We start from the raw sequence: 26,539 nt of genomic DNA on the forward strand, positions 1-26,539 counted from the left end.
AGTCTCCTGGAGTCGTTGCACTATTTTAGTGCAGTATAGCGTTTTAGAGGTAAAAAGCGCGTGAGATCAGGTTGTTGGTGGAGAAAAAAGCCCATCCGAAGATGGGCTAAAGTTTCCACGGCAACTACTCCCGACGCGTATGCGCCGGGTAAAACAAATCAATTAAACGCTGTAGTACAGTTCGAACTCAACCGGGTGCGGAGTCATACGTACGCGGTCGTTCTCTTCAGTACGCAGGGCGATGTAAGCGTCAATCGCTTCATCAGTGAACACGCCACCAGCGGTCAGGAACTCACGGTCTGCGTCCAGCGCCTGGAGGGCTTCTTCCAGAGAGCCAGCAACCTGTGGGATCTCTTTCGCTTCTTCTGGCGGCAGGTCGTACAGGTTTTTGTCCATGGCTTCGCCCGGGTGGATCTTGTTCTTGATACCGTCCAGACCGGCCATCAGCAGTGCTGCGAAGCACAGGTATGGGTTAGCCGCCGGGTCCGGGAAGCGCACTTCGATACGACGCGCTTTCGGAGACGCCACCACCGGGATACGGATAGAAGCAGAACGGTTACGGGCAGAGTACGCCAGCATCACCGGTGCTTCGTAGCCTGGGACCAGACGCTTGTAGGAGTTGGTGGTCGGGTTCGCCAGGGCGTTGATCGCTTTAGCGTGTTTGATAACACCGCCGATGTAGTGCAGCGCCTGCTCAGACAGACCCGCGTATTTGTCGCCAGAGAACAGGTTAGTGCCGTTCTTGGACAGGGACATGTGGCAGTGCATGCCGGAACCGTTGTCGCCGAACATGGGTTTTGGCATGAAGGTCGCGGTTTTACCGAAACGGTGCGCAACGTTGTGCACAACGTATTTGTAGATCTGAATCTCATCCGCTTTTTTGGTCATGGTGTTGAAGCGGGTTGCGATTTCATTCTGGCCAGCCGTTGCCACTTCGTGGTGGTGCGCTTCAACAACCAGGCCCATCTCTTCCATGATCAGACACATGGTAGAACGGATGTCCTGTGAAGAATCGACCGGAGGAACCGGGAAGTAACCGCCTTTCACGCCCGGACGGTGACCTTTGTTACCACCTTCGTATTTGGTGGAAGAGTTCCATGCGCCTTCGATGTCATCGATAGCGACGTGGGAACCAGAAATGGAAGCACCAAAACGGATGTCATCGAACAGGAAGAACTCTGGCTCTGGCCCGAACAGAACGGTGTCTGCGATACCGGTAGAACGCAGGTACTCTTCAGCGCGTTTTGCGATGGAGCGTGGGTCACGGTCATAGCCTTGCAGCGTGCCAGGTTCCAGGATATCGCAGCGGATGATCAGCGTAGGTTCTTCGTAGAACGGGTCAATGAGCGCAGTGGTTGCATCTGGCATCAGAACCATGTCGGATTCGTTAATGCCTTTCCAGCCGCCAATGGAGGAGCCGTCAAACATTTTGCCTTCTTCAAAGAATTCGGCGTTCACCTGATGAGCAGGGATCGTGACGTGCTGTTCTTTACCTTTGGTATCGGTGAAGCGCAGATCAACAAACTTCACTTCATGTTCGTTCAGCATCGTCAAAACGTGTTCAGCGGACATACTTAACTCTCCAGATTGGTCATTGTCGTCGTGGTAACGAGGTCTTCAAATCGGCTGGGCTGCCATATTTTTACTGTATTTCTGTAAAGCGAAATCTGTGCCAACTTTTAAAACACCCCAAAAAGGCGTTATCATGCGCACCATAGTGCAGAAGGGCTGCACCACATTGGATTTGTTGCACCATTATAGTGCTTCTGTGTGAACATCGAGCACCATATTGGTGCAATTTACGTTAAAGTGCCCTTTTACCGCTCCGTGAAAGCGATCACAAAGCATCTCTGCAATACTTGTTTGCGGGGGATGTTTGTGATCCTGTTTTGTAGTGCGATTAATCCGTGTACAATAACGCGCTATTTCTAAATGCCTGAGGCAAAGTTGTGATCGAAAAATTGCGTAATATCGCCATCATCGCGCACGTCGACCATGGTAAAACTACCCTGGTTGATAAGCTGCTACAGCAGTCCGGTACGTTTGATGCTCGTGCCGAAACTCAAGAGCGTGTGATGGACTCCAACGATTTGGAGAAAGAGCGTGGGATTACCATCCTCGCCAAAAACACCGCTATCAAATGGAATGACTACCGTATCAACATCGTTGATACCCCAGGGCACGCCGACTTCGGTGGTGAAGTTGAGCGCGTGATGTCCATGGTGGATTCCGTGCTGCTGGTGGTTGACGCATTTGATGGCCCTATGCCGCAAACGCGCTTCGTGACCAAAAAAGCATTTGCCCACGGCCTGAAACCTATCGTTGTGATCAACAAGGTTGACCGTCCTGGCGCGCGTCCTGACTGGGTTGTTGACCAGGTCTTCGACCTGTTCGTTAACCTCGACGCGACCGACGAACAGCTGGACTTCCCTATCGTTTATGCGTCTGCGCTGAACGGTATCGCCGGTCTGGATCACGAAGACATGGCGGAAGACATGACTCCGCTGTACCAGACGATTGTTGACCGCGTTCCTGCGCCAAACGTTGACCTGGAAGGCACCCTGCAAATGCAGATCTCTCAGCTCGACTACAACAACTACGTTGGCGTAATCGGCATTGGTCGTATCAAGCGCGGTAAAGTGAAGCCTAACCAGCAGGTCACTATCATCGATAGCGAAGGCAAAACCCGTAACGGTAAAGTCGGTAAAGTTCTGACTCACCTGGGCCTTGAGCGTATCGAGAGCGACATCGCTGAAGCGGGCGACATCATCGCCATCACCGGTCTGGGTGAACTGAACATCTCCGACACCATCTGCGATCCGCAGAACGTCGAAGCGCTGCCAGCCCTGTCCGTTGATGAACCAACCGTATCCATGTTCTTCAACGTCAACACCTCTCCGTTCTGTGGTAAAGAAGGTAAGTTTGTTACCTCTCGTCAGATCCTTGACCGCCTGAACAAAGAGCTGGTGCACAACGTTGCGCTGCGCGTTGAAGAAACCGAAGACGCTGATGCATTCCGCGTTTCGGGTCGTGGTGAGCTGCACCTGTCTGTTCTGATTGAGAACATGCGTCGTGAAGGTTTCGAGATGGCGGTTTCCCGTCCGAAAGTTATCTTCCGCGAAATCGATGGCCGTAAACAAGAGCCATTCGAAAACGTAACGCTGGACGTTGAAGAGCAGCACCAGGGTTCTGTGATGCAGGCACTGGGTGAGCGTAAAGGCGACCTGAAAAACATGAATCCAGATGGCAAAGGCCGCGTACGTCTCGACTACGTGATCCCAAGCCGTGGCCTGATCGGCTTCCGTTCTGAGTTCATGACCATGACTTCCGGTACCGGTCTGCTGTACTCCACCTTCAGCCACTACGACGACGTTCGTCCGGGCGAAGTGGGCCAGCGTAACAACGGCGTGCTGATCTCCAACGGTCAGGGTAAAGCGGTTGCGTTTGCGCTGTTCGGTTTGCAGGATCGCGGTAAGCTGTTCCTGGGTCACGGTGCTGAAGTTTACGAAGGCCAGATCATCGGTATTCACAGCCGTTCTAACGACCTGACGGTAAACTGCCTGACCGGTAAGAAACTGACCAACATGCGTGCGTCCGGTACTGACGAAGCAACGGTTCTGGTTCCACCGATCAAGATGACGCTGGAGCAGGCTCTGGAATTCATCGATGATGACGAACTGGTCGAAGTGACGCCTCAGTCAATTCGTATCCGTAAACGTCACCTGACCGAGAACGATCGTAAACGTGCAATGCGCGGTGCGAAAGAAGAGTAATTCGGTTATGCCGTAGGCCGGGTAAGCGCATGCTCCACCCGGCAACGAAAAAGCCGCTGAGCGATCAGCGGCTTTTTTTATTAGAACGAATACCGCAACCCTAAACGGATCCGGTACTGCTCGCGGTTGTAATCATTCCATCGGTCCAGCCACTGTAGCTCAAGATACGGCAGCCAGTTTCTGTCGATCTTATAGCTGAATTTATTGGTAATTTCCCAGTGATGATCTTTGCCATTTTTGCTGTGGTAATCATTCACCCGCTGGAAAAAGTGCGGCTCAAAGGTGTAGAAAAACGCATCCGTCGCTTTGAAATTCCAGTAGTTGGCAAATTCATGTGTGTCGTTCTTATCCATCTGCCCGTTATAGTCCGGCGTATCGTAATTGTTATGGTTATAGCGATAGCGGAACGTCAGATTAAACCAGTCCGTAAATTTGTAATTGGTATCTAAATAAACCGCGCCACCTGATCCTGCGCTGCTGTCATTAATCAAGCCGCCGGGCTGGAAGGTCAGTTTGTCGGTCGGTTTGAAGAGTGGATACCACCCCTCGATTTCGTTATAGCTGTGCTTCAGTTCGTCCCATTTCCCCACGTTATAAGCGTTGGTGAACATCAGTCCCGCGCCCATATCGAAGTTATAGCCCGCACGCAGGATCACTTCGTGCAGCTCAGAGGCGGTGTTGTAGGCTTCGCGCGTTTCGACATAGGCCCCGGCAAAAACCGGGCAGGACACAGACGACACGATCAGTACGGTGATGATTCTTTTCATAATTTGTCCATGTATCAGGTACAGAAAGGCCTCCCTCCTGATAAACAGAAAGGACATACTGGCCGGATTTATTGTTATAAAGTGACTGCTGACGCTTTATTGTTGGTGGTTATCTCAGGGGTATTTGCTGTCTGTTTTTTCCGTTTTCCAATCTCCTCGATAATAAAGGCGAAGCGCGCTTCGTTGAGTTTATAAAACAGCCCCATGGTCACGGCGGCAACGATCGCCAGGCCGCACGGCCAGAGGAAAATAAGCTGACGCAACCCAAGCAGCGTGCCCGCGCTCTGCACGGCATGCGGAACGTAGCCAATCTGGGTCAGCATGATACCGGGCAGAAAACCGGCCAGCGCCGCGGAGATTTTGCGCGAGAAGGTATAGCCGGTATACACCGACCCTTCGGCGCGGATCCCGGTTTTCCACTCGCCGTAATCAACCGTATCCGGCACCAGCGCCCAGTTCAGGCTGTTCACAAACGCGGTGCCGAAAAAGGCCATGCAGGAAAAGAGCACGAACAACAGGGAACTGGTCCCCCAGACGAAGTTCAGCACGTCGCCCACCGCCCACAGCGTCAGCCCGCCCAGATAGACCGGCTTCTTGCCAAAGAGCTTCACCGCGCCAGGCACCAGAAACACGCCAATCAGAATGCAACCCATGCTGAAAAAGCCCATCCATGACAGGAGATGCAGATCGTTCAGCACGTACTGGGTGTAATAGACCTGAATCGCCAGCTTGATGTTAAACGCGGCGAGGGTACACAGGTTGGCGATGCACAGCACCAGCAGCGGCGGATTGCGGAAAATCGCGCAGAACGATTTCAGAATGCCGGGCTTATGGTGATCGGGCGTAAGCTCGACGTAGCGCTCTTTCACCCCGCTGTAGCACCACCACATGCAGAACAGTCCCCCGGTGACGAACATCAGCGCGGCCACCAGATAGCCGAGTGAGGGCTGGCTGACGAACAGCGCCTGAATCGGCATAAAGCCGACAGTGCAGAGCAACAGTCCTACCGTTGCGCCGCCCTGACGCCACGCCGCAAGCTGCGCGCGCTCGTTCGGGTTTTTGGTGATGGCCGGAACCATTGCACCGTAGGCGCAGTTCATCAGGCTGTAGCAGAGGCCAAACATCATGAAGAGCACGGTGGCGAGGGCCGTTTTCACCGTCAGGCTAAAGTCGTTGGCCATAAACTGCGCCGTGGCCACCAGCGCCACCGGAACGGAGGCGTAGAGAATGAATGGCCGGAATTTGCCCCGCGCGCCGATATTACGCCGGGAGTCCAGCAGCACCCCGGTCAGCATGTCGGTAAACGCGGTGAAAAACTTCGCGACGAGGAAAATAATGCCGCCATAGAACGCCGGCATGCCCAGTTCATCGGTGTAAAACTTCAGCAGATACAGCGTGCCAATACACAGCATCAGGTTCGAGCCAAAATCGCCCATCCCGTAGGCGCACTTCTCTCGCAGGCTCAATTTCAGGGTTAACGGATCAGTATTATGTGTCATGGTCGATCCTCAAAGCGCCCCGCAGGGCGCTCAATCACGTCATTTATGCCGTACGTTTGCGCAGCTCAATTTCTTCCACGATGCGCACATACATCTTCTCGTTAAGGTTGTAGAAGCAGCCCATCGCCACGATGGTGATGACTGCCAGCAGACTCGGATAGATAAATATCAGCTGCCGTAGCCCTTCAACCGTGCCGGCGGATTGCACCACGTTGGGCACATAGCCGATCTGCGTGAGCATGATCCCCGGGAAGAAGCCCGCCAGCGCCTGCGATACCTTACGGAAGAAGGTAAAGCCGGTGTAGACCGTCCCCTCGGAGCGTACGCCGGTGCGCCACTCGCCGTATTCCACGGTATCGGAGACCAGCGCCCAGTTCAGGCTGTTCACGAACGCGGAGCCAAAGAACGCCAGACAGGAGAACGCCACGAAGCTCACCGAGCCGCCGCCGAAGAAGTAGTTAAGCAGATCGCCCGCCACCCAAATCATCAGCCCGCTGATGTAGACCTTTTTCTTACCGAAGCGCCGCACCGCGCCGGGCATCATAAAGACGCCGATAAAAATACAGCCCATGCTGAAGAAGCCCATGTACGACAGCAGGATCGGGTCGTTCAGTACGTACTGCGTGTAGTAGACCTGAATGGCGAGCTTAACGTTAAAGGCGCCCAGCGTGCACAGGTTAGCGATGCACAGGATAAACAGCGGACGGTTCCCGGCGATGGCGCGAAATGACTGCAACAGCCCCGGTTTCTGCGCCGGGTTAGCAGGCTGCGTCTCGACGTAACGCTCGGTTACGCCTTTATAGCACCACCACATAAAGAACAACCCGAACAGCGAGAAGAGGGTGGCGGCAAAGATGTAGCCAAGCTGGTCGTTGCCCTCAATCAGGTTCATCACCGGGACAAAGCCCACCGTACAGAGCAGCAGACCCAGCGTGGCGCCGCCCTGGCGCCAGGCGGCCAGCGAAGCACGCTCGTCCGGGTTTTTGGTAATGGCGGGCACCATCGCGCCGTAGGAGCAGTTCATCATGCTGAAGAACAGGCCGTACAGCATGAACAGCACCGTCGCCATCACCGTTTTACCGGTAATTTCAAACGGTGTGCCGACGAAGTTAGCTATCGCCAGCAACGTTACCGGGAAGGCTGCATACAGCACGAACGGGCGGAATTTCCCTTTCGGGCCGATCTTGCGCCGGGAATCGAGCATGATCCCGGTGCCCATGTCGGTGAAGGCGGTAAAAAACTTCGCAATCAGGAAGATAATCCCGCCGTAGGTGCCAGGCAGCCCCAGCACGTCGGTGTAGAACTTCAGCAGATACAGCGTGCCGATATCCAGCAGGATGTTAGAGCCGAGATCGCCCATCCCGTAGGCGAGTTTTTCTTTAAACGGCAGGCGCAGGGTTGCCGGATCAGAAGTATGTTGACTCATTATTGTTCTCCGTCTGCCCGCAGGTTTCCCCGCGGGCGAGCCTTATCAGATATGACGTAAGGTGCTAAACAGATCTGCCCATTCGCTGTGCTGGCGATAGAAGACCGGCGGTTTGCCGAGCGGGGCATCAACGGTGATGTCACCGCCCTGGCAGGTTTCCCCGGTCCACGCATTGACCCAGGTGTCCTGCGGCAGATAGAGCGACCAGTCGCGGCGTCCCTCTTCATGAACCGGCGCCACCAGCAGATCGCGGCCAAACAGGTACTGGTATTTCAGCGTGTAGGCGCGCGCGTCGTCCTCGTAGTGCAGGAACAGCGGGCGCATCACCGGTAGGCCGCTCTTCGCGTTCTGCGCTACCGCAGCTTTGATGTACGGCTTCAGAGTGGTGAAGACGGTGGTCATGCGCGCGAAGTGGGCGATGGTGTCCGCGTCGCCGTCGAACTGCCAGTTGTCGCCAGGGCGGTTGCCCTCGTGGGTACGCATCATCGGCGTAAAGGCGCTGAAGTCGCACCAGCGCAGCAGCAGCTCTTTGCTGCGCTTCATCTCGAAGAGGGTCGTATAGCCGCCAATGTCGCTGTGGTGCAGCCCGTGCCCGGTCATCGCCAGCGACAGCGCCGCCGGTACGACGGACGCCAGACCATCGTCCAGGCTCCAGTCGACGTTCTGATCCCCCGCCCACATCATCACCGAGTGCTTCTGGCTGCCGGTGTAGCCCGCGCGCATGAAGAACAGGATCTCCCCGAGCTTGCCGGTCTCCTCCAGCGCTTCGTAGTTACATTTCGCCCACAGGGCAGGCCAGGCGTTATGCATGATCTCCGCGCTCACGCCGTTGTGCAGGAAGGTATCGGTCGGCAGATATTCCCCGAAATCGGCCATCCAGCCGCCGCAGCCCAGTTCGATCAGGTTCTTTTTGATCACCTCTTTGTACCAGCTGTAGGCTTCCGGGTTAGTCAGGTCGATAACGCCCGCGTAGAACTCGCCGAACTCAACGTGGTAATCCTTGCCGTCGGCATCTTTGGTCAGATAGCCGCGCTTCGACGCCTCTTCGCAGAGATCTTTATCGCTGGCGACGTACGGGTTGATATAGGAGAGGAACTGCACGCCTTCCTCTTTCCACTGCGCAATCCGCTCATCAAGCTGCGGATAGAGCGCGCTGTTCCACTTCCAGTTCCACATTACGCGTTTGCCAAAGGAGGTCATCCGGATGCCGGACCAGTCCTGCGCCCAGATGCCGTTTACCTTCACGCCGCCCTCGCGCATGGCGTCGAGCTTCTGCTGACACACATCGGTGCCGCCCTGAATACCCAGCGTCACGCCGTCGTAAACCCAGTCCGGCAGTTCAGGCTGACGCCCCAGCAGGCCGGTCAGTTTTTCCAGCAGATCGACGTAGGTTTCTGCGCATTCGAAGCGCAGCGTGGCGTTATCTTCCCAGAATGCCAGCTCGTGGAAGTCCGGCGCGCTGAAGTCGAAGTTCATATAACAGCTGTTATCCACGTGGCAGTAGTACTTCTGGGTGCTCACGAGGGTAGGCTGTGGGAAGAAGGTCCAGTAGTAATCGCCGCCCGCGTTCTCTTTGCAGTCGGCCTGCCAGGTGACGTAGGTCTGCTTGTTGCGGCCCACGCCCTGCTCGCTGGTCCACAGCGGGAACGGCTTGCCGCGCAGATCGAAATACGAGAACTGCTCGCCGCAGCCGTAGATATGATCGTCAGGCTGAGCCGCCAGCCGCAGCCAGATGCGGTTATGGCTGGCGGCGTCATTTTTCAGCTTCAGCTCAAGACGGCCTTCCGCATCCACGCCCACCAGCAGCGTCGCGCTCACCGCGTCGCCGCGGGTAAAGCGGATTGCCCAGGCCGCGCTTTGCTGCGTGACGGTCGCGTTCGTCAGGGCAATCTTTTCGTTAAGCTTGTCTTTGATGCTGAAATTGCCGCGAAACATCTCGATATCCGCTTCGCCTGCACCGATCCACAGGCAGGGGGCATCCGCAGAGTGGGATAAAATCAGACGGTCCTGCCAGCGCAGGGTGAAACCACTTTCGTTATTTTTCAGGTCAATATTGTGTAGGGTACGCATAAAAACTCCGTCTTTATTATTTGGCCTGGCTATCCAGTAATCCGGCGGCGACGGCAGGGGCTAAGCCCGGCGCCAGCGGCAGGCGGGGGATCACCAGGCAGTGCAGCAGGTGGTAAATATCCTGCTTGCCGTCCCAGACTTTGGTGGTCACTTCGTTATTGGTGTCCAGCTCCTGCCACCATGAACCGTTTTCGTAATCCATCAGGTACTTGATGCAGTAATCCCACCATTTCTGATACCAGGCTTCGTACTGCGCCTCACCAGTGACGGTGTAGAGCGCGTAAGCCGTGCCCATCGCCTCGACGATTGGCCAGCGCACGCGTTCGCGCACGATAGGCTTGCCGTCCCAGCCCACGGAGTAGACAAAGCCGTCCGCCCCGTCGGGTGCCCAGGCGTCGCGAATAGTGGCGTGAAACAGGCCTTTCGCATCTTCCAGCAGCCACTCCGGCGGGGTTTCAAAGCGGGCTTCCAGCGCGGCACGCAGGTGCAGCATCAGGCGGCCCCACTCGATCCAGTGCCCCGGCGTGCCGCCGTAGGCGCGGAAGCGGTGGGCAGGGTTATCGATGTTGTAATCGCGGATCGGGTTCCAGCTGGTGTCGAAATGCTCGTTAACGCGGTACTCCCCTTTGCGCGCCACGTCGTGAATAATCACCGAGGCGATACGCAAGGCGCGGTCGAGCCATTTCCGGTCGTGGGTCACGTCATAGACGATGAGGAAGGCTTCCACGGCGTGCATATTGGCGTTACCGCCGCGATAGTCTTCCGTTTTGCTGAAGGCTTCGTCCCAGGACTCCAGGCACATCTGCTCCTGTTCGCTCCAGAAGTAGCGCTCAATCACCTCGATGGCATTGTCCAGCAGCTTGCGTGCCTGCGGGTGGCCGGTGGTGACGGCGCTCGCCGCGCCCAGCAGGACGAAGAAATGCTGATAGCCCTGCTTGGACGCATCAATCACGCCTTCATCGTTTACGCAGGCGTACCAGCCGCCGTGCTGTTTATCGCGCAGCGGACCGTTCAGGGCATTAATGCCGTGCTCAACCAGCGCGTACGCGCCGGGGCGCCCCATGTTCGCCGCCACCGCGTAAACGTGCAGCATGCGGGCGGTGATCCACAGATGGGTGCCCATATCGCTGCGCACCTGCCCGTTATTGCCCAGCCAGCCAAAGCCGGTCGGTACGGCGGCGCTTTTACCGAAATCGAGAATGCGGTCGGTCTCTTGTTCGAGCCAGCGGTTATGGCTCAGGGTGTTAAACCATTTCATGTTCGGGTCCTTTTTCAACGGCGAGCCATCATTTCGTCGACGATCTCACCCAGACGCTGAAGTTTTGGTACGGAAATATCACGCAGCATCAGCTCGGTGTCCGGCAGGCCAATCACCGATGACCAGACGGCGCGCCCGGCTAAAAAGCCCGATGCCCCCGCCTGCATGGCGACGCTTACGGCACGCGGGAATAACTTATCGTCCACGCCGGAGGAGAGGATCACCCACGGCATGGCGATGTTCTCGTTCAGCTTCTGCGAGGCCGTCAGTAGCTCGTGCTGTGTGCCCTTACCAAACAGCGGCATTTCCACTTTGTAGAGGTCGGCGCCGCTGTCGCCCAGCTCTTTGGCCGCATCGATGATCGCCTGCTCGCGGTCAAACGCGGCGCCGCGGCGCGGGGGACGCACCACCGGCTCGATAATGCTCAGCAGCCCGTTGTCGTGGCACAGCGTATTGAACGCTTTCACCATTTCCAGGCGCTGCTGCGGATCTTCATCGCTGCGCCACAGCACCAGCAGCTTCAGCGCCTTACCGCCATCGCGTTTGACCGCCTGCGCGTCAACGTTCTTGTCGATCACCACGCTGTCGACCGGAATGCCGTTCCCCGGGATAAACTCGTCGGCGGCGACAATCATTGCGCAGCTTTTGGCCACGGCCTGCTGCTCGACAATCTGGCGGTAGCAGAACTGCTGGTCGACGAGGATCGCAGAGGCGTACGGCGACAGAATTTTCGCCGCATTGACCTTGAAATCCGTCAGGTGCTGGTCGGTTACCGGCACCGGCGCGCCTGCGGCAGCAAACATCAGGCGCATCGCTTCGCGCTGATCCACGGCCAGCATCGCAAAACCGCCGGAAGGTCGGGTGATATCTTTCAGGGTGTACATCGTCATTCCTCAGTCCTTTCGTATCAGTGTGTTTTTTTCAGCCCGGCAGATGCGCGAACCTGTTCAAGAATGGCTGTCCAGTCTTCGCGCCCGCGCCCGGCGGCGCGTGCCTGGTTGTAAACTTCGCGGGACGCCGCGCCCAGCGGCATCGGAACGTGGAGCTGGTTGGCCACGTCGAGGGCGATCCCCAGATCCTTATGCGCAAGGTCGATCATGAAGGCGGGTGAAAGATCCCCTTTCAGCACCTTGTTCGGCCAGGATGTCGTGAAGTGGCCTTTACCCGCCGGCGTGCCGCTCATCACCTTGAGCGCCACGTCAAAGGAGAGGCCGAGCGCTTCGCACAGCACGGCCGCCTCTGCCGACAGGGCGTTCAGGGCGATGCTCATGTAGTTATTGATGAGCTTCACGCGGATGCCCATTCCCGGCCCGCCGGCGTTAATCATTTCATTGCCCATCGCCATTAAAACGGGGGTGGCGCGCTCAACCTGCTGCGCCGTACCGCCCGCCAGCAGGAGCAGCGTACCGGCGATGGCATGATCAGAGGTGCGTCCGACGGGCACGTCCATCAGGCTGAAGCCTTGCTCAGCCATGTCGCGGATCAGTGCGTCGGTTTGCAGCGGGTGAATGGTGGACATATCAATGACCAGCGCGTCGCGGGATAACCCTTCGCATACGCCGTGCTCGCCGAACAGCACGCTGCGCACCAGGTCGCCGTTTGGCAGCATGGTAATGACGAATTCGGCCTCCGTTACGGCCTGCGCTGGCGTTCCCGCCGCCCGGGCGCCGCTCTCTACCAGCGCCTGAACCGCCTGCGGGTTCACATCAAAAACGTTAAGCTGGTGGCCCTGTTTCAACAGATTCTTCGCCATGGGCGCGCCCATCTGTCCTAAGCCGATAAATGCGATTGCTGACATGCCTCTCTCCTGTCACATCGTGTCAATTTTTGCGCGTTTGTGGTGTCTGTTTTTGATCGTATTTGTAATTTATAGTCAAAAAATTGACACGGGTCACTTTTTAAACATTTGGTGAAATTAAAATGAAGGCATCAGAAATCGCAGAAGGAATCACCATGACTCGCATCGTTTGTGTCGGCATTATCGTGCTGGATCGCATCTGGTATCTCGATGATTTACCGAAAGAAGGTGGGAAATATGTCGCAAAAGACTATACGGAAGTGGGCGGCGGCCCGGCGGCAACGGCGGCAGTGGCAGCCGCGAAACTGGGCGCGGAAGTGGATTTTATTGGCCGGGTGGGGGACGACGATACCGGCAGACGACTGCTTGCGGAGCTGGAATCCCTGGGGGTGAACACCCGCTATACGCGCATAGTTAAGGGAGCCCGATCGTCGCAATCGGCGGTGCTGGTGGACGCAAGCGGAGAGCGCGTTATTGCCAACTACCCCAGCCCCGATCTCCCTGCGGCGGCAGACTGGCTGCATGAAATCGACTTCTCTCAGTGGGACATTGTCTTAGCCGACGTGCGCTGGCATGACGGGGCAAAACAGGCATTTACCCTGGCCCGCCAGCAGGGCGTACCGACGCTGCTGGATGCGGATGTCACCCCGCAGGACATCGCGGATCTGATTGCCTTAAGCGACCACGCGGCCTTCTCCGCGCCAGGACTGCGGCGGTTAACGCAGCTGGATGAAACCGAAAACGCGCTGAAGAAAGCACAAACGCTCACAAATGGACATGTGTATGTCACACAGGGGCGAGACGGCTGTTTCTGGCTGGAAAACGACACGCTATGTCATCAGCCTGGTTTTGAAGTGAACGTCATTGATACCACCGGGGCGGGCGACGTGTTCCACGGTGCGCTGGCGGTCAGCCTGGGGCAGAAATTACCCGCCGCAGACGCCGTGCGTTTTGCCAGCGCCGTCGCAGCACTGAAATGTACAAAGCCCGGCGGGCGCGCGGGTATACCCGACTGTGATCAAACCCGCTCTTTTTTGTCACTTTTTGTATAAAATGCGGGGCGTGATGGTTTTCAGAGGACAGCCCATGAGCCTTACCGAACTGACCGGCAACCCGCGTCACGATCAGCTGCTGACGCTGATTGCCGATCGCGGCTATATGAACATTGATGAACTGGCGCAGCTGCTGGATGTCTCCACGCAAACCGTGCGCCGGGATATCCGCAAGCTCAGCGAGCAAGGGCTGATCACCCGTCATCACGGCGGCGCGGGCAGGGCATCCAGCGTGGTCAACACGGCGTTCGAACAGCGTGAAGTCTCGCTTACCGAAGAGAAACGGGCGATTGCCGAAGCGATTGCGGACTATATTCCCGACGGTTCGACCATTTTTATCACCATCGGGACGACCGTGGAGCACGTTGCCCGGGCACTGCTTAATCATAATCATCTGCGCATCATCACTAACAGCCTGCGGGTGGCGCACATTCTTTATAAGAATCCGCGCTTTGAGGTGATGGTGCCCGGCGGTACGCTGCGCCCGCATAACGGCGGCATTATCGGTCCTGCGGCAACGGCGTTCGTGTCAGGATTTCGCGCAGATTACCTGGTCACCAGCGTCGGGGCGATAGAGCACGACGGCGCGATGATGGAATTTGACGTTAACGAAGCCAGCGTGGTGAAAACCATGATCGCTCACTCCCGTCACATTTTACTGGCGGCCGATCATACGAAATACCACGCCTCCGCGGCGGTTGAAATCGGCAACGTGGCGCAGGCGACGGCGCTGTTCACCGATGAGCTGCCCGGCCCGGCGCTGCAAAATCACCTCAAATCCAGCAAGGTTGAGGTTGTCGAAGTCAGTTCCGGAGAAGAGCAGCAGGCTGGCTGAAAATCCTATGGCCCGATATTGCGATTCGGGCCTTTCCTTTCTCTAAGCTGAATCTGGCGCATAGCTAAAGTTTCTCTTTCCCGCTACAGTTACTTTTCCACGGCGAAAGGAGATAAACATGCTTTATATCTTTGACTTAGGAAATGTAATCGTCGATATCGATTTTAACCGGGTGCTGGGCGCATGGAGCGATTTTAGCCGTGTTCCGCTGGCGACGTTAAAGCAGAATTTCGCGATGGGTGAGACTTTCCATCTGCACGAGCGCGGTGAGATCAGCGATGAAGCGTTCGCAGAGCGTTTCTGTCAGGAAATGGGTCTCTCGTTAAGCTACGAGCAGTTTTCCCACGGCTGGCAGGCCATATTTGTCGCGATCCGCCCCGAAGTGATCGACATCATGCACAAGCTGCGCGAGCAGGGGCATCGCGTCGTCGTACTGTCGAATACCAACCGCCTGCATACCACCTTCTGGCCGGATGAATACCCGGAAATCCACGCGGCGGCAGATAAGGTGTATCTCTCCCAGGAGATGGGGATGCGTAAACCTGAGGCGCGCATCTATCAGGCGGTATTGCAGGAAGAAGGATCCACGGCGGCGGATGCGGTCTTTTTTGACGACAACGCCGATAATATAGAAGGGGCTAATCAGTTAGGTATCACCTCCATTCTGGTGACCGGAAAAGAGACGATACCGAACTACTTTGCGAAGCAGTTATGCTAAAAACCGTTCATCAAAAAGCCAATCACCACACGCGCCCGCTGAGGGCGTGGCTGAAACTCCTCTGGCATCGCATTGACGAGGACAACATGACCACGCTGGCGGGCAATCTCGCTTACGTGTCCTTGCTCTCGCTGGTGCCGCTGGTGGCGGTGATTTTTGCGCTTTTTTCGGCGTTTCCGATGTTTGCCGATGTGAGCATGCAGCTTCGCCATTTTGTTTTCGCGAACTTTATTCCTGCCACCGGCGATGTGATCCAGAACTACATTGAACAGTTTGTCGCTAACTCCAGCAAGATGACGGCGGTGGGGGCATGTGGGCTTATTGTTACCGCGCTGCTGCTGATGTACTCCATCGACAGTGCGCTCAACACCATCTGGCGGAGCAAAAAAGTCCGCCCGAAGGTTTACTCCTTTGCCGTCTACTGGATGATTTTAACCCTTGGCCCATTGCTGGCGGGGGCAAGCCTGGCGATCAGTTCCTACCTTCTTTCGCTGCGCTGGGCGACCGACTTAAACAGCGTGATCGATAACGTGCTGCGTATATTCCCGCTGATTTTATCGTGGCTTTCGTTCTGGCTGCTCTACAGCGTGGTACCAACCACGCGCGTACCCAACCGGGATGCCGTGGTGGGTGCGCTGGTCGCGGCGTTGCTCTTTGAGCTGGGCAAGAAAGGATTCGCGCTTTATATCACCATGTTCCCCTCTTATCAGCTGATTTACGGCGTGCTGGCGGTGATCCCCATTTTGTTTGTCTGGGTCTACTGGACGTGGTGTATCGTCTTGCTTGGCGCCGAAATAACTGTCACTCTCGGGGTCTACCGCGAACTCAAAAAAGCAGCAGAAGCTGAAAAACAACAAGAAGCAGACCAACCATGATTGCATTGATTCAGCGTGTAACCCGTGCCAGCGTCACCGTGGCGGATGAGGTGACGGGTGAAATTGGCCCAGGACTTTTGGTGCTCCTGGGTGTCGAAAAGGATGACGACGAACAAAAAGCCAACCGCTTGTGTGAGCGCGTACTGGGCTACCGCATTTTCAGCGATACGGAAGGCAAGATGAACCTGAACGTTCAGCAGGCGGGCGGCAGCGTGCTGGTGGTCTCCCAGTTTACGCTGGCCGCGGATACCGAACGCGGCATGCGCCCGAGTTTTTCGAAGGGCGCGGCACCGGATCGCGCAGAAGCCCTTTACGAGTACTTTGTTGAGCGCTGTCGCCAACAGGACATGAATACACAAACCGGACGATTCGCTGCGGATATGCAGGTTTCGCTGGTGAACGATGGCCCCGTCACATTCTGGCTCCAGGTATGAGCCAACTGGCGGCATGGCCGCGGGTAACAAGAGAGAGTACAGCTATGTATCACCTTCGAGTACCGCAAACGGAAGAAGAATTAGACGCTTATTACCATTTCCGCTGGGAAATGCTGCGCAAGCCACTGCATCAACCTAAAGGCTCTGAACGCGACGCCTGGGACGCGATGGCGCACCACCAGATGGTGGTTGATGAAGAGGGCAACCTCGTTGCCGTTGGGCGACTGTATATCAATGCCGACAACGAAGCTTCAATCCGCTTTATGGCCGTTCATCCCTCCGTGCAGGACAAAGGCCTTGGAACGCTGATGGCTATGACGCTGGAATCCGTTGCCCGTCAGGAAGGGGTCAAGCGTGTCACCTGTAGCGCCCGCGAAGATGCCGTTGAGTTCTTTGCCAAGCTTGGTTTCGTGAATCAGGGGGAAATCACCGCCCCGCAAACTACGCCGATTCGTCACTTTTTGATGATCAAACCCATCGCCACGCTGGACGATATTCTCCATCGCGCCGACTGGTGCGGGCAGCTCCAGCAGGCATGGTATCAGCACATTCCGCTCAGTGAAAAAATGGGTGTGCGTATTCAGCAGTACACCGGGCAAAAATTTATTACCACCATGCCGGAAACCGGCAACCAGAACCCGCACCATACCCTGTTTGCCGGCAGCCTGTTTTCACTCGCCACGCTCACCGGCTGGGGACTGATCTGGCTGATGCTGCGCGAACGTCATCTCGGCGGCACCATTATTCTGGCCGATGCCCATATCCGCTACAGCGCCCCGATCAGCGGCAAGCCGAGCGCGGTTGCTGACCTGGGCGCACTGGGCGGCGATCTCGACCGTCTGGCGCGTGGACGTAAAGCACGCGTACAGATGCAGGTGGAGCTGTTCGGCGATGAAACGCCAGGCGCGGTGTTTGAAGGCACCTATATCGTTCTGCCTGCGAAGCCGTATGGCGCGTATGAAGAGGGCGGGAACGAGGAGGAGTAGTCTCCTTCTCACTCTCGCCCGGCATGGTTAATGCGCCTGGCAATATCTCGCATAACGTCTCGCGCTGACTGGCTAATTCCACCCAACTGGAAGAAGCCGTGTATTACACCCCGCCATCGTTGAGCGGTACACTTCACGCCTTGCTCCGTGAGGCGCTGATAAAGCGCCTCGCCTTCGTCGCGTAACGGATCATACTCAGCGGTAACAATGTGGACCTTTGGCAGACCGCTAAAGTCGTTGCGCCACAGTGGGCTGACTTCAGGATGTTGACGGTCGGCTCCAGCCAGATACATTTCATAGCCGCTCAAAAGGGTATCGCGAGTAATCACGTAATCCATGCCGTTGAGGGTATAGCTTTCAAAACTGGCCGTAGCGTCGAGCATGGGATAGATAAGAATGAGCTGCTCGGGATCCCAGAGACCTTTGGCCTTAAGCCGCAATGACGTTACCAGCGCAAGATGACCTCCTGCGCTGTCTCCACAAAGTGTAATCCGGTTTTTATCCACACCTAATTGTTCTGCATTTTGCCAGACAAGATCTGCCGCTCTCTCTGCATCGTCATGCGCAGCGGGGAAAGTATGCTCGGGTGCGAGTCTGTACTGAACCGCAATGACCCGGCAGTTACCGTAAAACGCCAGTTGGCGAAGCTGATTATCATGGGTTTCAAACCCACCGCTGACAAAACAACCGCCATGATAGTAGAGGGTACAAGATAACGTTTCAGGGGCATTGAAAGGCGAAAATACCCGAAAGGTCATATCCTCAAGAACAAGCGTTTCAACCTGGACACGCGTTTCTGTTTCCCCGGCTAGCGCTGTGCTGGCGACATATCCGCTTCTCCGGTCATCAATACTCTGCTTTCGCGAGGAAGGTCGTCCTGCGGCAATAAACTCCTGTACCAGCTTATCAATACCCTTTTCCAGTGCCATGATTACGTCCTTTTACTGTGTTTTTATACAGTTTATAGCCTGGTTTACAGCAGATGAAAACAGAGAAATGTTGAGAGGTGCATATTGTGGAAAGCGGCTCGCAAAATCGATCATTCCCTAAAAAACGTCCTTTCACCCTAAATTGATAAAGAGTATTTTGCCTGAAAATTAACCAAAGATGATATACTAAGGTGATATATGAGCGTTTTGGCGGAACTTGATATGGGCAGAATACTTATCGATTTGTCTGATGACGTGATTCAACGTTTGGATAATCTCAAGCAATTGCGAAATCAACCACGTGCTGAACTGCTTCGGGAAGCGATAGAGCTGTATCTCGACCAGCAGAGTTCTTCTGTTATCCGAAATGCGCTTGGTCTGTGGGGAGACAGAAAAGAGGACGGGCTTGAGTATGAACGCAAGCTGCGTGAGGAGTGGTAATCATGGAGCACATGGCAGTGTTTGATACCAATATTCTCATTGATCTCTTCAACAACCGTGTTGAAGCTGCGGATGCGATTGAGCATACCGCGTCGCATCGTGCCATCAGCTTAATTACCTGGATGGAAGTAATGGTGGGCGCTCGCAGGCATGGTCATGAAGCGAAAACGGCAGCCGTTATGGGCGCTTTTGAAATTATTGATGTGTCTCGGGATATTGCGGAAAGAAGCGTTTCACTACGTGAGAAGCATGGAATGAAACTGCCTGATGCTATCATTCTGGCCACAGCGCAGAGCAGAAAATGTCCGTTGATTTCTCGCAACACGAAAGATTTTGCGGGTATTGACGAGGTCCTTACGCCTTACCAGGTGTAGGCCGGGCAAGCTCGCGCCGCCCGGCACTCTCACAGGAGATTACTCCCCTTCACCCGGGAACAGGAACGGGTTGATCGAGCTGCGGGCAAAGCCCTCCTGCTCCATCTTCGCGTCCAGAATCAGCGAGGCGAGATCGTCGGCCACGGCTTCGACTTTCGGGTCTTTTTCCTGATACAGAATCTTCAGGTAGGTCCCGCAGTCGCCGCAGCTCTCCGCTTTCACTGCCGCTTCTTCATTTTCCAGCGACCAGTAGTTCAGATCGCGGGTCTGTTCGCAGTTGCTGCACTTGATGCGCACCACGTGCCACTCGGTTTCACACAGGTTGCAGTGCAGATAGCGCAGCCCCTGCGTCGTACCAATCTGTACCATGCTGGAGACCGGCATTGAACCACACACCGGGCAGAACTGGCGCGCTTCGCCGTATTCGGCGCGGGCTTTACCTGGAATCAGGCTCGCCATTTGCGCCCAGTAGAGCGACAGCGCAGCCCAAATGAACGGTGCTTTATCGCTGCTCACCATTGAGAAGTCGGAAGCAAACAGCGCGCTCGCCATCTCTTCCAGTTCCTGATCGGAGGCTTTTTCCAGGTTCTCAATGACCGCCAGCGCCGTGCCGCTCATCTCGGGCTTTAGCTCGGCAATCAGGGAATGCAGCAGCTTATGCCAGTGCTTGTCGCGCGGCAGGACGTGAATATCCAGCGGCGGTTTGCCCTGCTCGTTGGCTTCTTTGATGCGTGCGGTCAGGTCCATTTGCAGCGGATGGTCGTACAGCACCACTTCCTGCGCATGGGCGACCAGTGCGGCAAAACGCAGAAAATCACCCAGCGGGTTGTTCTCTGCCAGCTCGCGCAGACGCTCTGCGCGGCGGTTGTAGAGGTTCTTGAGTCTGGGGAATAACAACGGCGGAATATACTCCGCCGTACGTTTCTCGCTCGACCCCAGCTCATCTTGCGGGATTATGCGAATACTCATTCAGATGACTTTTCCTGTTTCTGGCGGACTTCTCGGTACCAGCGCGGGTGATGTTTCTTCGCCCACGTTTTGGTGACCCAGCCTTCCACCATCGCGGTAATGGTGCCTTTCACCCAGAGGGCGGCGTAAATATGCACCATGATAACCACAATTAACGCCACTGCGGCAAATGAATGCAGCATCAGCGCGAATCGGATCACCGGGATTGAGAAAGCAGGCGCAAAGTACGGACGCCAGATGATCACGCCGCTCACCAGCAACAGGACCAGGAAGATAATCGCCGCCCAGAATACGCATTTCTGGCCGAAGTTATAACGCCCGGTATCACCCACTTCCTCGTTGACGACGATCTTACGAATATTCTTCGCCCAAAAGATATCATCCCGATTGATTAGGTTATGGTGCCAGTAGCGGAAAAACATGATGATGAACGACGCGAACATGATGACGCCCACAAACGGGTGCAGGATGCGCGCCAGCTGCGGTGTCCCCATGATCTGCATCAGCCAGTTGAAGGAGGGGAAGAAGAACCCCAGCCCGCTTATCGCCGCCAGCATGAAGCAGAAAGCGGTGACCCAGTGGTTGATACGTTCCGGCGCGGTGTAGCGCACGATGGTGTCACGTTTTCTCATTTGCGCACCTCGTCTTTCTCTTCATGCAGGTTGTCGTCTTCCTCTTCCGCGCGGTTCGGACCGACGCCGACGTAGTGGAAGATGCTCGCTGCGAAGGTGGCAGCAAAACCGACCGCTGCCAGCGGTTTCCAGATGCCTTTCCAGAACTTCACGGTGGCGCTGATTTCCGGGTTCTCCGGCAGGCCGTGGTACAGATTCGGCTTGTCGGCGTGGTGCAGCACGTACATCACGTGCGTACCGCCAACCCCGGCCGGATCGTACAGGCCCGCGTTATCGTAACCACGAGTTTTCAGCTCGCCCACGCGCTCTGCCGCCAGCGTTTTCATATCCTCTTTGGAGCCAAAGTGGATAGCGCCAGTTGGACAGGTCTTCACGCACGCTGGCTCCTGGCCGACATTTACGCGGTCAACGCACAGCGTACATTTGTAGACGCGGTTGTCTTCCGGGTTCAGGCGCGGCACGTCAAACGGACAACCCGCGATGCAATAGCCGCAGCCAATACACTGCTCGGACTGGAAGTCGACGATGCCGTTGGCATACTGAATGATAGCCCCTTCTGACGGACACGCCTTCAGGCAGCCCGGATCCGCACAGTGCATACAGCCATCTTTGCGGATAAGCCATTCCAGTTTGTCGTTCTGCTCCACTTCCGAGAAACGCATTACCGTCCAGGACTTGGCGGTCAGGTCCGCCGGGTTGTCGTACACCCCGACGTTGTGACCCACTTCGTCACGGATGTCGTTCCACTCTGAACAGGCCACCTGACAGGCTTTACAGCCGATACAGGTGGTCACGTCGATAAGCTTCGCCACTTCCTGCTGGTGGTCCCGCGCCTGAGGCGCGGGCGTGAAACCGTTAGTCGCGGAACGACGGATAATGTCTTGAGATTGATAAGCCATAAGTCGTCTCCGTTACACCTTTTCCACGTTCACGAGGAAGGCCTTAAACTCCGGCGTCTGCGTGTTCGCATCGCCGACGAACGGCGTCAGGGTGTTCGCAATGAACCCTTTCTTCGCCACGCCCTCATAGCCCCAGTGAATTGGGATGCCGATGGTATCCACCTGCTGACCGTGAACGTTCAGCGTGCGAATACGCTTGGTCACCACCGCCTTGGCTTTGATGTAGCCGCGGTTAGAGGAGACCTTCACGGTATCGCCATGGGCAATGCCGAGTTTGTTCGCCAGCTTCTCGCCGATCTCCACAAACTGCTCCGGCTGCGCGATGGCATTCAGCAGCGCGTGCTTGGTCCAGTAGTGGAAGTGCTCGGTCAGACGGTAAGTGGTGCCGACATACGGGAACTTGTCCTTTTTACCCAGCGCTTCAAAATCGCCCTTGAAGATACGGGCTGCCGGGTTAGAGACCACGTTCGGGTGCAGCGGGTTAGTACCCAGCGGCGTCTCAAATGGCTCATAGTGTTCCGGGAATGGCCCTTCCGCCATCTTATCGATAGCAAACAGACGGCCCATCCCTTCAGGCTGCATGATAAACGGCCCGACATCGCTGCCTGGTGCGGCAGTGCTGTAGTCCGGAATATCCACGCCGCCCCATTTCGCGCCGTCCCATTTCAGCAGCTGACGCTTCGGATCCCACGGGTTACCCTGCGGGTCAGCAGAGGCGCGGTTATAGAGGATGCGGCGGTTAAGCGGCCATGCCCATGCCCAGCCCAGCGTATTGCCGAGGCCCGACGGGTCGGCGTTGTCGCGGTTGGCCATCTGGTTGCCTTTCGGCGTCCAGCTACCGGCAAAGATCCAGCAGCCGCTGGAGGTCGTACCGTCATCGCGCAGGTGCGCAAAGGTGCTGAGCTGATCGCCTTTCTTCGCCAGCACCGCACCGGTCGCCGGGTCGATAACGTCCGCCAGCGCCTTACCGTTGCTCTCCATCGCCACTTCTTCCGGCGCAGGGTTTTCCGGCGTCGAGTAGTTCCAGGTCATGTTCAGCACCGGCTCAGGCGTTGCGCCGCCTTCAGCCGCGTACATTTTACGCAGACGTAAGAAGATACCGGCCAGGATCTCGCCGTCGTTCAAGGCGATGCCCGGGGCATCCGCGCCTTTCCAGTGCCACTGCAACCAGCGGCCGGAGTTGACGATAGATCCGTTCTCTTCCGCGAAGCAGGTAGACGGCAGACGGAACACTTCAGTCTGAATCTTCGACGGATCGACATCGTTCGACTCACCGTGGTTCTGCCAGAACGTCGACGTTTCGGTATTGAGCGGGTCAATCGTCACCAGGAACTTCAGCTTCGACAGAGACTCGACAACCTTGTTCTTGTTCGGGAACGACGCCACCGGGTTAAAGCCCTGGCACAGATAGCCGTTCACCTTGCCCTGGTGCATCATTTCGAAGTACTGAAGTACGTCGTAACCTTTGTCCCACTTCGGCAGCCAGTCAAAGCCCCAGCTGTTTTCCGCCGTCGCCTTGTCGCCGTAGAAGGCTTTCATCAGCGAGACGAAGAACTTCGGATAGTTGCCCCAGTAGTTCACCTGGCCTTCGAGCAGCGGTTTTGGCGTGCTGGCCGTCAGGTAGGTTTGCAGGTCGGTCTGTTTCTCGCTCGGCAGGTTCATGTAACCCGTCAGGCTCTGAGACAGCAGGCCGAGGTCGGTCAGACCCTGAATGTTGGAGTGACCGCGCAGGGCGTTCACACCGCCGCCTGCCATCCCCATGTTGCCGAGGAGCAGCTGAACCATCGCCATGGTGCGGATGTTCTGCGCGCCGATGGAGTGCTGCGTCCAGCCGAGCGCATACAGGAACGACGCGGTTTTATCTTTCGCGCTGGTTTCCGCAATCAGCTCGCACACCTTCAGGAAGTCCGCCTTCGGCGTCCCACAGATGTTTTCGACAACCTCCGGCGTGTAGCGGGAAACGTGCTCTTTCAGCAGGTTCCACACGCAGCGGGGGTGTTGCAGGGTGGTGTCGCGCTTCGCAAAGCCGTTTTCGTCCAGCTCGTAGTTCCAGCTGGTTTTGTCGTATTTGCGTTTTTCGGCGTCATAACCGCTGAACAGGCCATCTTCGAAGTGGTAATCCTCACGCACGATTAGGCTGGCGTTGGTATAGGCTTCAGTGTACTCGCGGTTATATTTTTCGTTGGTCATCAGGTACAGCAATACGCCTGACAGGAAAGTGATGTCAGTACCTGAACGAATAGGGGTGTAGAAATCCGCCACTGACGCTGTACGCGTAAAGCGGGGATCGATCACAATCAGCTTCGCGCCGTTGTGGATTTTGGCTTCCATCGCCCAGCGGAACCCGACAGGGTGCGCTTCAGCGGCGTTACCGCCCATCACCACAATGAGGTTGGCGTTTTTGATGTCGACCCAGTGGTTGGTCATCGCACCGCGACCAAATGTTGGAGCAAGACTTGCTACCGTTGGTCCGTGTCAGACACGCGCCTGGTTGTCGACCGCGAGCATACCGAGTGCGCGCGTAAATTTCTGGGTTAAATAGCCGGTTTCGTTACTGGACGCAGAAGCACACAGCATGCCGGTGGAGAGCCAGCGGTTAACGGTGGTGCCTTCGGCATTCTTCGCGATAAAGTTGGCATCGCGGTCTTCTTTCATCAGCTTAGCGATGCGATCGAACGCTTCCTCCCAGCTGATTTGCTGCCATTTGTCAGAGCCGGGAGCGCGATACTCAGGAAACTTCAGGCGGCTTTCGGAGTGGATAAAATCTACCAGACCGGCCCCTTTCGGACACAGCGCACCACGGTTGACCGGGTGATCCGGATCGCCTTCGATGTGGAAAATGGATGCTTTGGCGTTTTTCGCACCGTCGCCGAGGCTATACATTAACAGCCCACAGCCGACGGAGCAGTACGTACAGGTGTTACGGGTTTCGCGGGTGCGCAGCAGTTTATACTGCCGTGTTTCCGCCAGCGCTACACCGGGCGCAAAGCCCAGTGCCGCCGCCGTGGTGCCTGCCATACCGCCAGCGCAGATCTTAAAGAACTGCCTTCTGCTGACCTGCATGGGTCACTCCTTGGTTCATTACGACATTGCTATGTAGTTTTACTTTGCGGTTGAGAATTAACCGCAAAGGAGAAAAATTTGCATTAATCCCTCATTTCTCCGAGGGATAAGCCCAGAATACCACAATGTCGGTACGCCTGTTCTAACGGGGTTAAAACAAAGTGAACGTATTATCACGGCATTGATTATAAAATGTGATATCAATCACATTTTATCCTGTGCATGTTAAAGAGGTGTAGCAGCTGATCGGTTGCACCCCTCCGTATTGAGTAGGAGAATGGTTGCTGAAAAGTTGATCCATACTATGCGTAAGGCCTGCCGTTTGTGTTGCAATAGCAGGCTCACTTCCGTGGTTGTTCAGGAATACCGTTGTGTCTAAACAAAACCGTGCTGCCCACGTGTCGCCACTGCCTGCGGGCATTGTGGAACTGTCGGTACACAGACCGCCTCACATTTCACATGCCACGCCGGATTTTCTGGCGGAAGAGGTCCCCGTTGCCCTGGTTTACAACGGGATTTCGCATGTGGTGATGATGGCTTCGCCGAAAGATCTGGAACTGTTCGCCATAGGTTTTTCCCTCTCGGAAGGCATCATTGCGCATCCGCAGGAGATCTACGGTATGGATGTGGTTCAGGCCTGTAATGGCCTTGAAGTACAAATCGAACTCTCCAGTCGTCGCTTTATGGGGCTGAAAGAGCGCCGCCGGGCGCTGGCCGGACGGACCGGCTGCGGCGTGTGCGGCGTTGAACAGCTTAACGATATCGGTAAGCCCCTCGCGCCGCTGCCGTTTACCCAGACCTTCAACCTCGGTAACCTCGACAAAGCCCTGGAGCACCTCAATGATGTCCAGCCCATAGGTCAGCTGAGCGGCTGTACACATGCTGCGGCGTGGTTGCTCCCGTCGGGCGAGATCGTCGGAGGTCATGAAGATGTGGGCCGCCATGTGGCGCTGGATAAGCTGCTGGGCCGTCGCGCGCGTGAAGATGCCGTCTGGCAGCAAGGGGCCGCGCTCGTTTCCAGCCGCGCCAGCTATGAAATGGTGCAGAAAGCGGCCATGTGCGGCGTGGAGATCCTGTTTGCGGTGTCGGCTGCGACAACGCTGGCGGTCGAAGTGGCAGAGCGCTGCAACCTGACGCTGGTGGGGTTCTGCAAGCCGGGCAGGGCGACAATTTACACCCATCCGCAGCGATTAATTGTTAATCAGTAATTTTGAATGAGTATAGCAAAACCTTCCGCTTTTAGTTGTTCATGATGAGGGCTAGTATTTATCTCATCAAGGCAAGGTGCCTTATCTAAACAACTTAACGAAAAGGTTTATCTCATGAAAAGCATCAAAACTTTTGTCGCTGTAATCGCTCTGGCTACTTCTTTCGGTTCTTTCGCTGCACAGACTGTGACTGCATCCGCCTCTACGCTGGATGGTGCAGAAGCTAAAATCGCCGCACAGGCTCAGGAAGCGGGCGCGTCATCCTACAAAATTACCCAGGCATTCACCGGTAACCGCGTACACATGACCGCTGAACTGAACAAATAAGTCATATAGCCGCTGTCCCTTGCTTTTCGGAGCAGGGACAGGTTTCATTCTTCTTCCTTCTGCTTAATTTTCTTTTGACTCCTCCCAAAACAGTCATATCCTCCTGGATAAACCTTATTAACTAAATAAAATAAGTAAGAATCCGCTTTTTAATGTGACTTTTGTTTAAAAAACAACAATCCCATAAGTATATTAAATAAATGGTC

24 protein-coding genes are annotated in these 26,539 nt (G+C 55.9%); 11 read left to right on the forward strand and 13 right to left on the reverse strand.

The features are described from left to right. Positions 1-162: 162 nt before the first annotated feature. On the reverse strand, positions 163-1,572 hold the full coding sequence (gene glnA, locus IM290_RS10405) for a glutamate--ammonia ligase (protein ID WP_003861925.1): 1,410 nt from the start codon (positions 1,570-1,572) through the stop codon (positions 163-165). A gap of 377 nt (positions 1,573-1,949) precedes the next feature. On the opposite strand from glnA, the gene typA reads away from it, so the two are divergent. Further along, positions 1,950-3,773, forward strand: coding sequence for a ribosome-dependent GTPase TypA (gene typA / locus IM290_RS10410; RefSeq protein WP_006808726.1), 1,824 nt, complete (start codon positions 1,950-1,952; stop codon positions 3,771-3,773). Between the two features lie 80 nt (positions 3,774-3,853). Here the strand turns inward: typA and ompL are convergent, their stop codons facing one another. The 7 genes from ompL to yihU form a co-directional block, all read right to left on the reverse strand. Beyond that, a complete protein-coding gene (gene ompL, locus IM290_RS10415; protein WP_193041428.1) occupies positions 3,854-4,540 on the reverse strand; it encodes a porin OmpL in 687 nt (228 codons plus the stop codon). 74 nt (positions 4,541-4,614) lie between these two features. Beyond that, complete coding sequence (locus IM290_RS10420) at positions 4,615-6,039, reverse strand: MFS transporter (protein ID WP_193041429.1); 1,425 nt, start codon at positions 6,037-6,039, stop codon at positions 4,615-4,617. Positions 6,040-6,082: 43 nt separating this feature from the next. Beyond that, the gene (locus tag IM290_RS10425) at positions 6,083-7,465 is read right to left on the reverse strand and encodes an MFS transporter (RefSeq protein WP_003861932.1); all 1,383 of its coding nucleotides are present in this window, start codon (positions 7,463-7,465) and stop codon (positions 6,083-6,085) included. Positions 7,466-7,510: 45 nt separating this feature from the next. Beyond that, positions 7,511-9,535, reverse strand: a complete 2,025-nt coding sequence (locus IM290_RS10430) for an alpha-glucosidase (protein ID WP_193041430.1) — start codon at positions 9,533-9,535, stop codon at positions 7,511-7,513. A gap of 16 nt (positions 9,536-9,551) precedes the next feature. Then, on the reverse strand, positions 9,552-10,793 hold the full coding sequence (gene yihS, locus IM290_RS10435; protein WP_193041431.1) for a sulfoquinovose isomerase: 1,242 nt from the start codon (positions 10,791-10,793) through the stop codon (positions 9,552-9,554). Positions 10,794-10,807: 14 nt separating this feature from the next. Continuing rightward, positions 10,808-11,683, reverse strand: a complete 876-nt coding sequence (yihT, locus tag IM290_RS10440) for a sulfofructosephosphate aldolase (protein ID WP_015569905.1) — start codon at positions 11,681-11,683, stop codon at positions 10,808-10,810. A 17-nt stretch (positions 11,684-11,700) separates the two neighbouring features. After that, positions 11,701-12,591 carry a sulfolactaldehyde 3-reductase gene (gene yihU, locus IM290_RS10445; protein ID WP_063135440.1) on the reverse strand — a complete coding sequence of 297 codons (891 nt, stop codon included), beginning with the start codon at positions 12,589-12,591 and terminating at the stop codon, positions 11,701-11,703. A gap of 155 nt (positions 12,592-12,746) precedes the next feature. Between yihU and IM290_RS10450 the strand changes: the two genes are divergently transcribed. The 6 genes from IM290_RS10450 (at position 12,747) to fabY (ending at position 17,491) form a co-directional block, all read left to right on the forward strand. Further along, positions 12,747-13,643 carry a sugar kinase gene (locus IM290_RS10450; protein ID WP_193041432.1) on the forward strand — a complete coding sequence of 299 codons (897 nt, stop codon included), beginning with the start codon at positions 12,747-12,749 and terminating at the stop codon, positions 13,641-13,643. Positions 13,644-13,677: 34 nt separating this feature from the next. Further along, positions 13,678-14,478: a DeoR/GlpR family DNA-binding transcription regulator gene (locus tag IM290_RS10455; RefSeq protein WP_193041433.1), complete on the forward strand. Its 801-nt coding sequence runs from the start codon at positions 13,678-13,680 to the stop codon at positions 14,476-14,478. 118 nt (positions 14,479-14,596) lie between these two features. Beyond that, complete coding sequence (gene yihX / locus IM290_RS10460) at positions 14,597-15,196, forward strand: glucose-1-phosphatase (RefSeq protein WP_017694048.1); 600 nt, start codon at positions 14,597-14,599, stop codon at positions 15,194-15,196. Next, on the forward strand, positions 15,190-16,071 hold the full coding sequence (locus IM290_RS10465; protein WP_003861949.1) for a virulence factor BrkB family protein: 882 nt from the start codon (positions 15,190-15,192) through the stop codon (positions 16,069-16,071). Before yihX ends, IM290_RS10465 begins: the two co-directional genes overlap by 7 nt. Then, a complete protein-coding gene (gene dtd / locus IM290_RS10470) occupies positions 16,068-16,505 on the forward strand; it encodes a D-aminoacyl-tRNA deacylase (RefSeq protein ID WP_032668943.1) in 438 nt (145 codons plus the stop codon). Before IM290_RS10465 ends, dtd begins: the two co-directional genes overlap by 4 nt. 44 nt (positions 16,506-16,549) lie before the next feature. Further along, positions 16,550-17,491 carry a fatty acid biosynthesis protein FabY gene (gene fabY / locus IM290_RS10475; RefSeq protein WP_015569910.1) on the forward strand — a complete coding sequence of 314 codons (942 nt, stop codon included), beginning with the start codon at positions 16,550-16,552 and terminating at the stop codon, positions 17,489-17,491. A gap of 8 nt (positions 17,492-17,499) precedes the next feature. Here fabY and IM290_RS10480 read toward each other — a convergent pair whose 3' ends face one another. Continuing rightward, complete coding sequence (locus tag IM290_RS10480; protein ID WP_193041434.1) at positions 17,500-18,420, reverse strand: alpha/beta hydrolase; 921 nt, start codon at positions 18,418-18,420, stop codon at positions 17,500-17,502. A 198-nt stretch (positions 18,421-18,618) separates the two neighbouring features. On the opposite strand from IM290_RS10480, the gene IM290_RS10485 reads away from it, so the two are divergent. Together IM290_RS10485 and IM290_RS10490 are read left to right on the forward strand one after the other, a co-directional pair. Continuing rightward, positions 18,619-18,861 (forward strand): ribbon-helix-helix domain-containing protein, encoded by a 243-nt coding sequence (locus IM290_RS10485; protein ID WP_015569912.1) that lies wholly within the window; start codon positions 18,619-18,621, stop codon positions 18,859-18,861. 2 nt (positions 18,862-18,863) lie between these two features. After that, on the forward strand, positions 18,864-19,235 hold the full coding sequence (locus tag IM290_RS10490; RefSeq protein WP_045327153.1) for a type II toxin-antitoxin system VapC family toxin: 372 nt from the start codon (positions 18,864-18,866) through the stop codon (positions 19,233-19,235). 39 nt (positions 19,236-19,274) lie between these two features. Here IM290_RS10490 and fdhE read toward each other — a convergent pair whose 3' ends face one another. From fdhE to fdnG, 4 genes are read right to left on the reverse strand one after another with little or no spacing between them, the layout of a single operon-like run. Beyond that, positions 19,275-20,204 carry a formate dehydrogenase accessory protein FdhE gene (gene fdhE / locus IM290_RS10495; protein ID WP_193041435.1) on the reverse strand — a complete coding sequence of 310 codons (930 nt, stop codon included), beginning with the start codon at positions 20,202-20,204 and terminating at the stop codon, positions 19,275-19,277. Continuing rightward, positions 20,201-20,836, reverse strand: coding sequence for a formate dehydrogenase cytochrome b556 subunit (fdoI, locus tag IM290_RS10500; protein ID WP_003861958.1), 636 nt, complete (start codon positions 20,834-20,836; stop codon positions 20,201-20,203). Before fdoI ends, fdhE begins: the two co-directional genes overlap by 4 nt. After that, complete coding sequence (fdxH, locus tag IM290_RS10505) at positions 20,833-21,735, reverse strand: formate dehydrogenase subunit beta (protein WP_014072386.1); 903 nt, start codon at positions 21,733-21,735, stop codon at positions 20,833-20,835. Before fdxH ends, fdoI begins: the two co-directional genes overlap by 4 nt. Positions 21,736-21,747: 12 nt before the next feature. Beyond that, on the reverse strand, positions 21,748-24,798 hold the full coding sequence (gene fdnG, locus IM290_RS10510; protein ID WP_193041436.1) for a formate dehydrogenase-N subunit alpha: 3,051 nt from the start codon (positions 24,796-24,798) through the stop codon (positions 21,748-21,750). A 371-nt stretch (positions 24,799-25,169) separates the two neighbouring features. Between fdnG and fdhD the strand changes: the two genes are divergently transcribed. Further along, complete coding sequence (gene fdhD / locus IM290_RS10515) at positions 25,170-26,006, forward strand: formate dehydrogenase accessory sulfurtransferase FdhD (RefSeq protein ID WP_193041437.1); 837 nt, start codon at positions 25,170-25,172, stop codon at positions 26,004-26,006. Positions 26,007-26,120: 114 nt separating this feature from the next. Further along, a complete protein-coding gene (locus tag IM290_RS10520; protein ID WP_003861966.1) occupies positions 26,121-26,333 on the forward strand; it encodes a DUF1471 domain-containing protein in 213 nt (70 codons plus the stop codon). Positions 26,334-26,539: the final 206 nt, after the last annotated feature.

Source organism: Enterobacter cloacae complex sp. S1, assembly GCF_014930525.1.
GTDB classification, from domain to species: Bacteria; Pseudomonadota; Gammaproteobacteria; order Enterobacterales; family Enterobacteriaceae; genus Enterobacter; species Enterobacter hormaechei_C.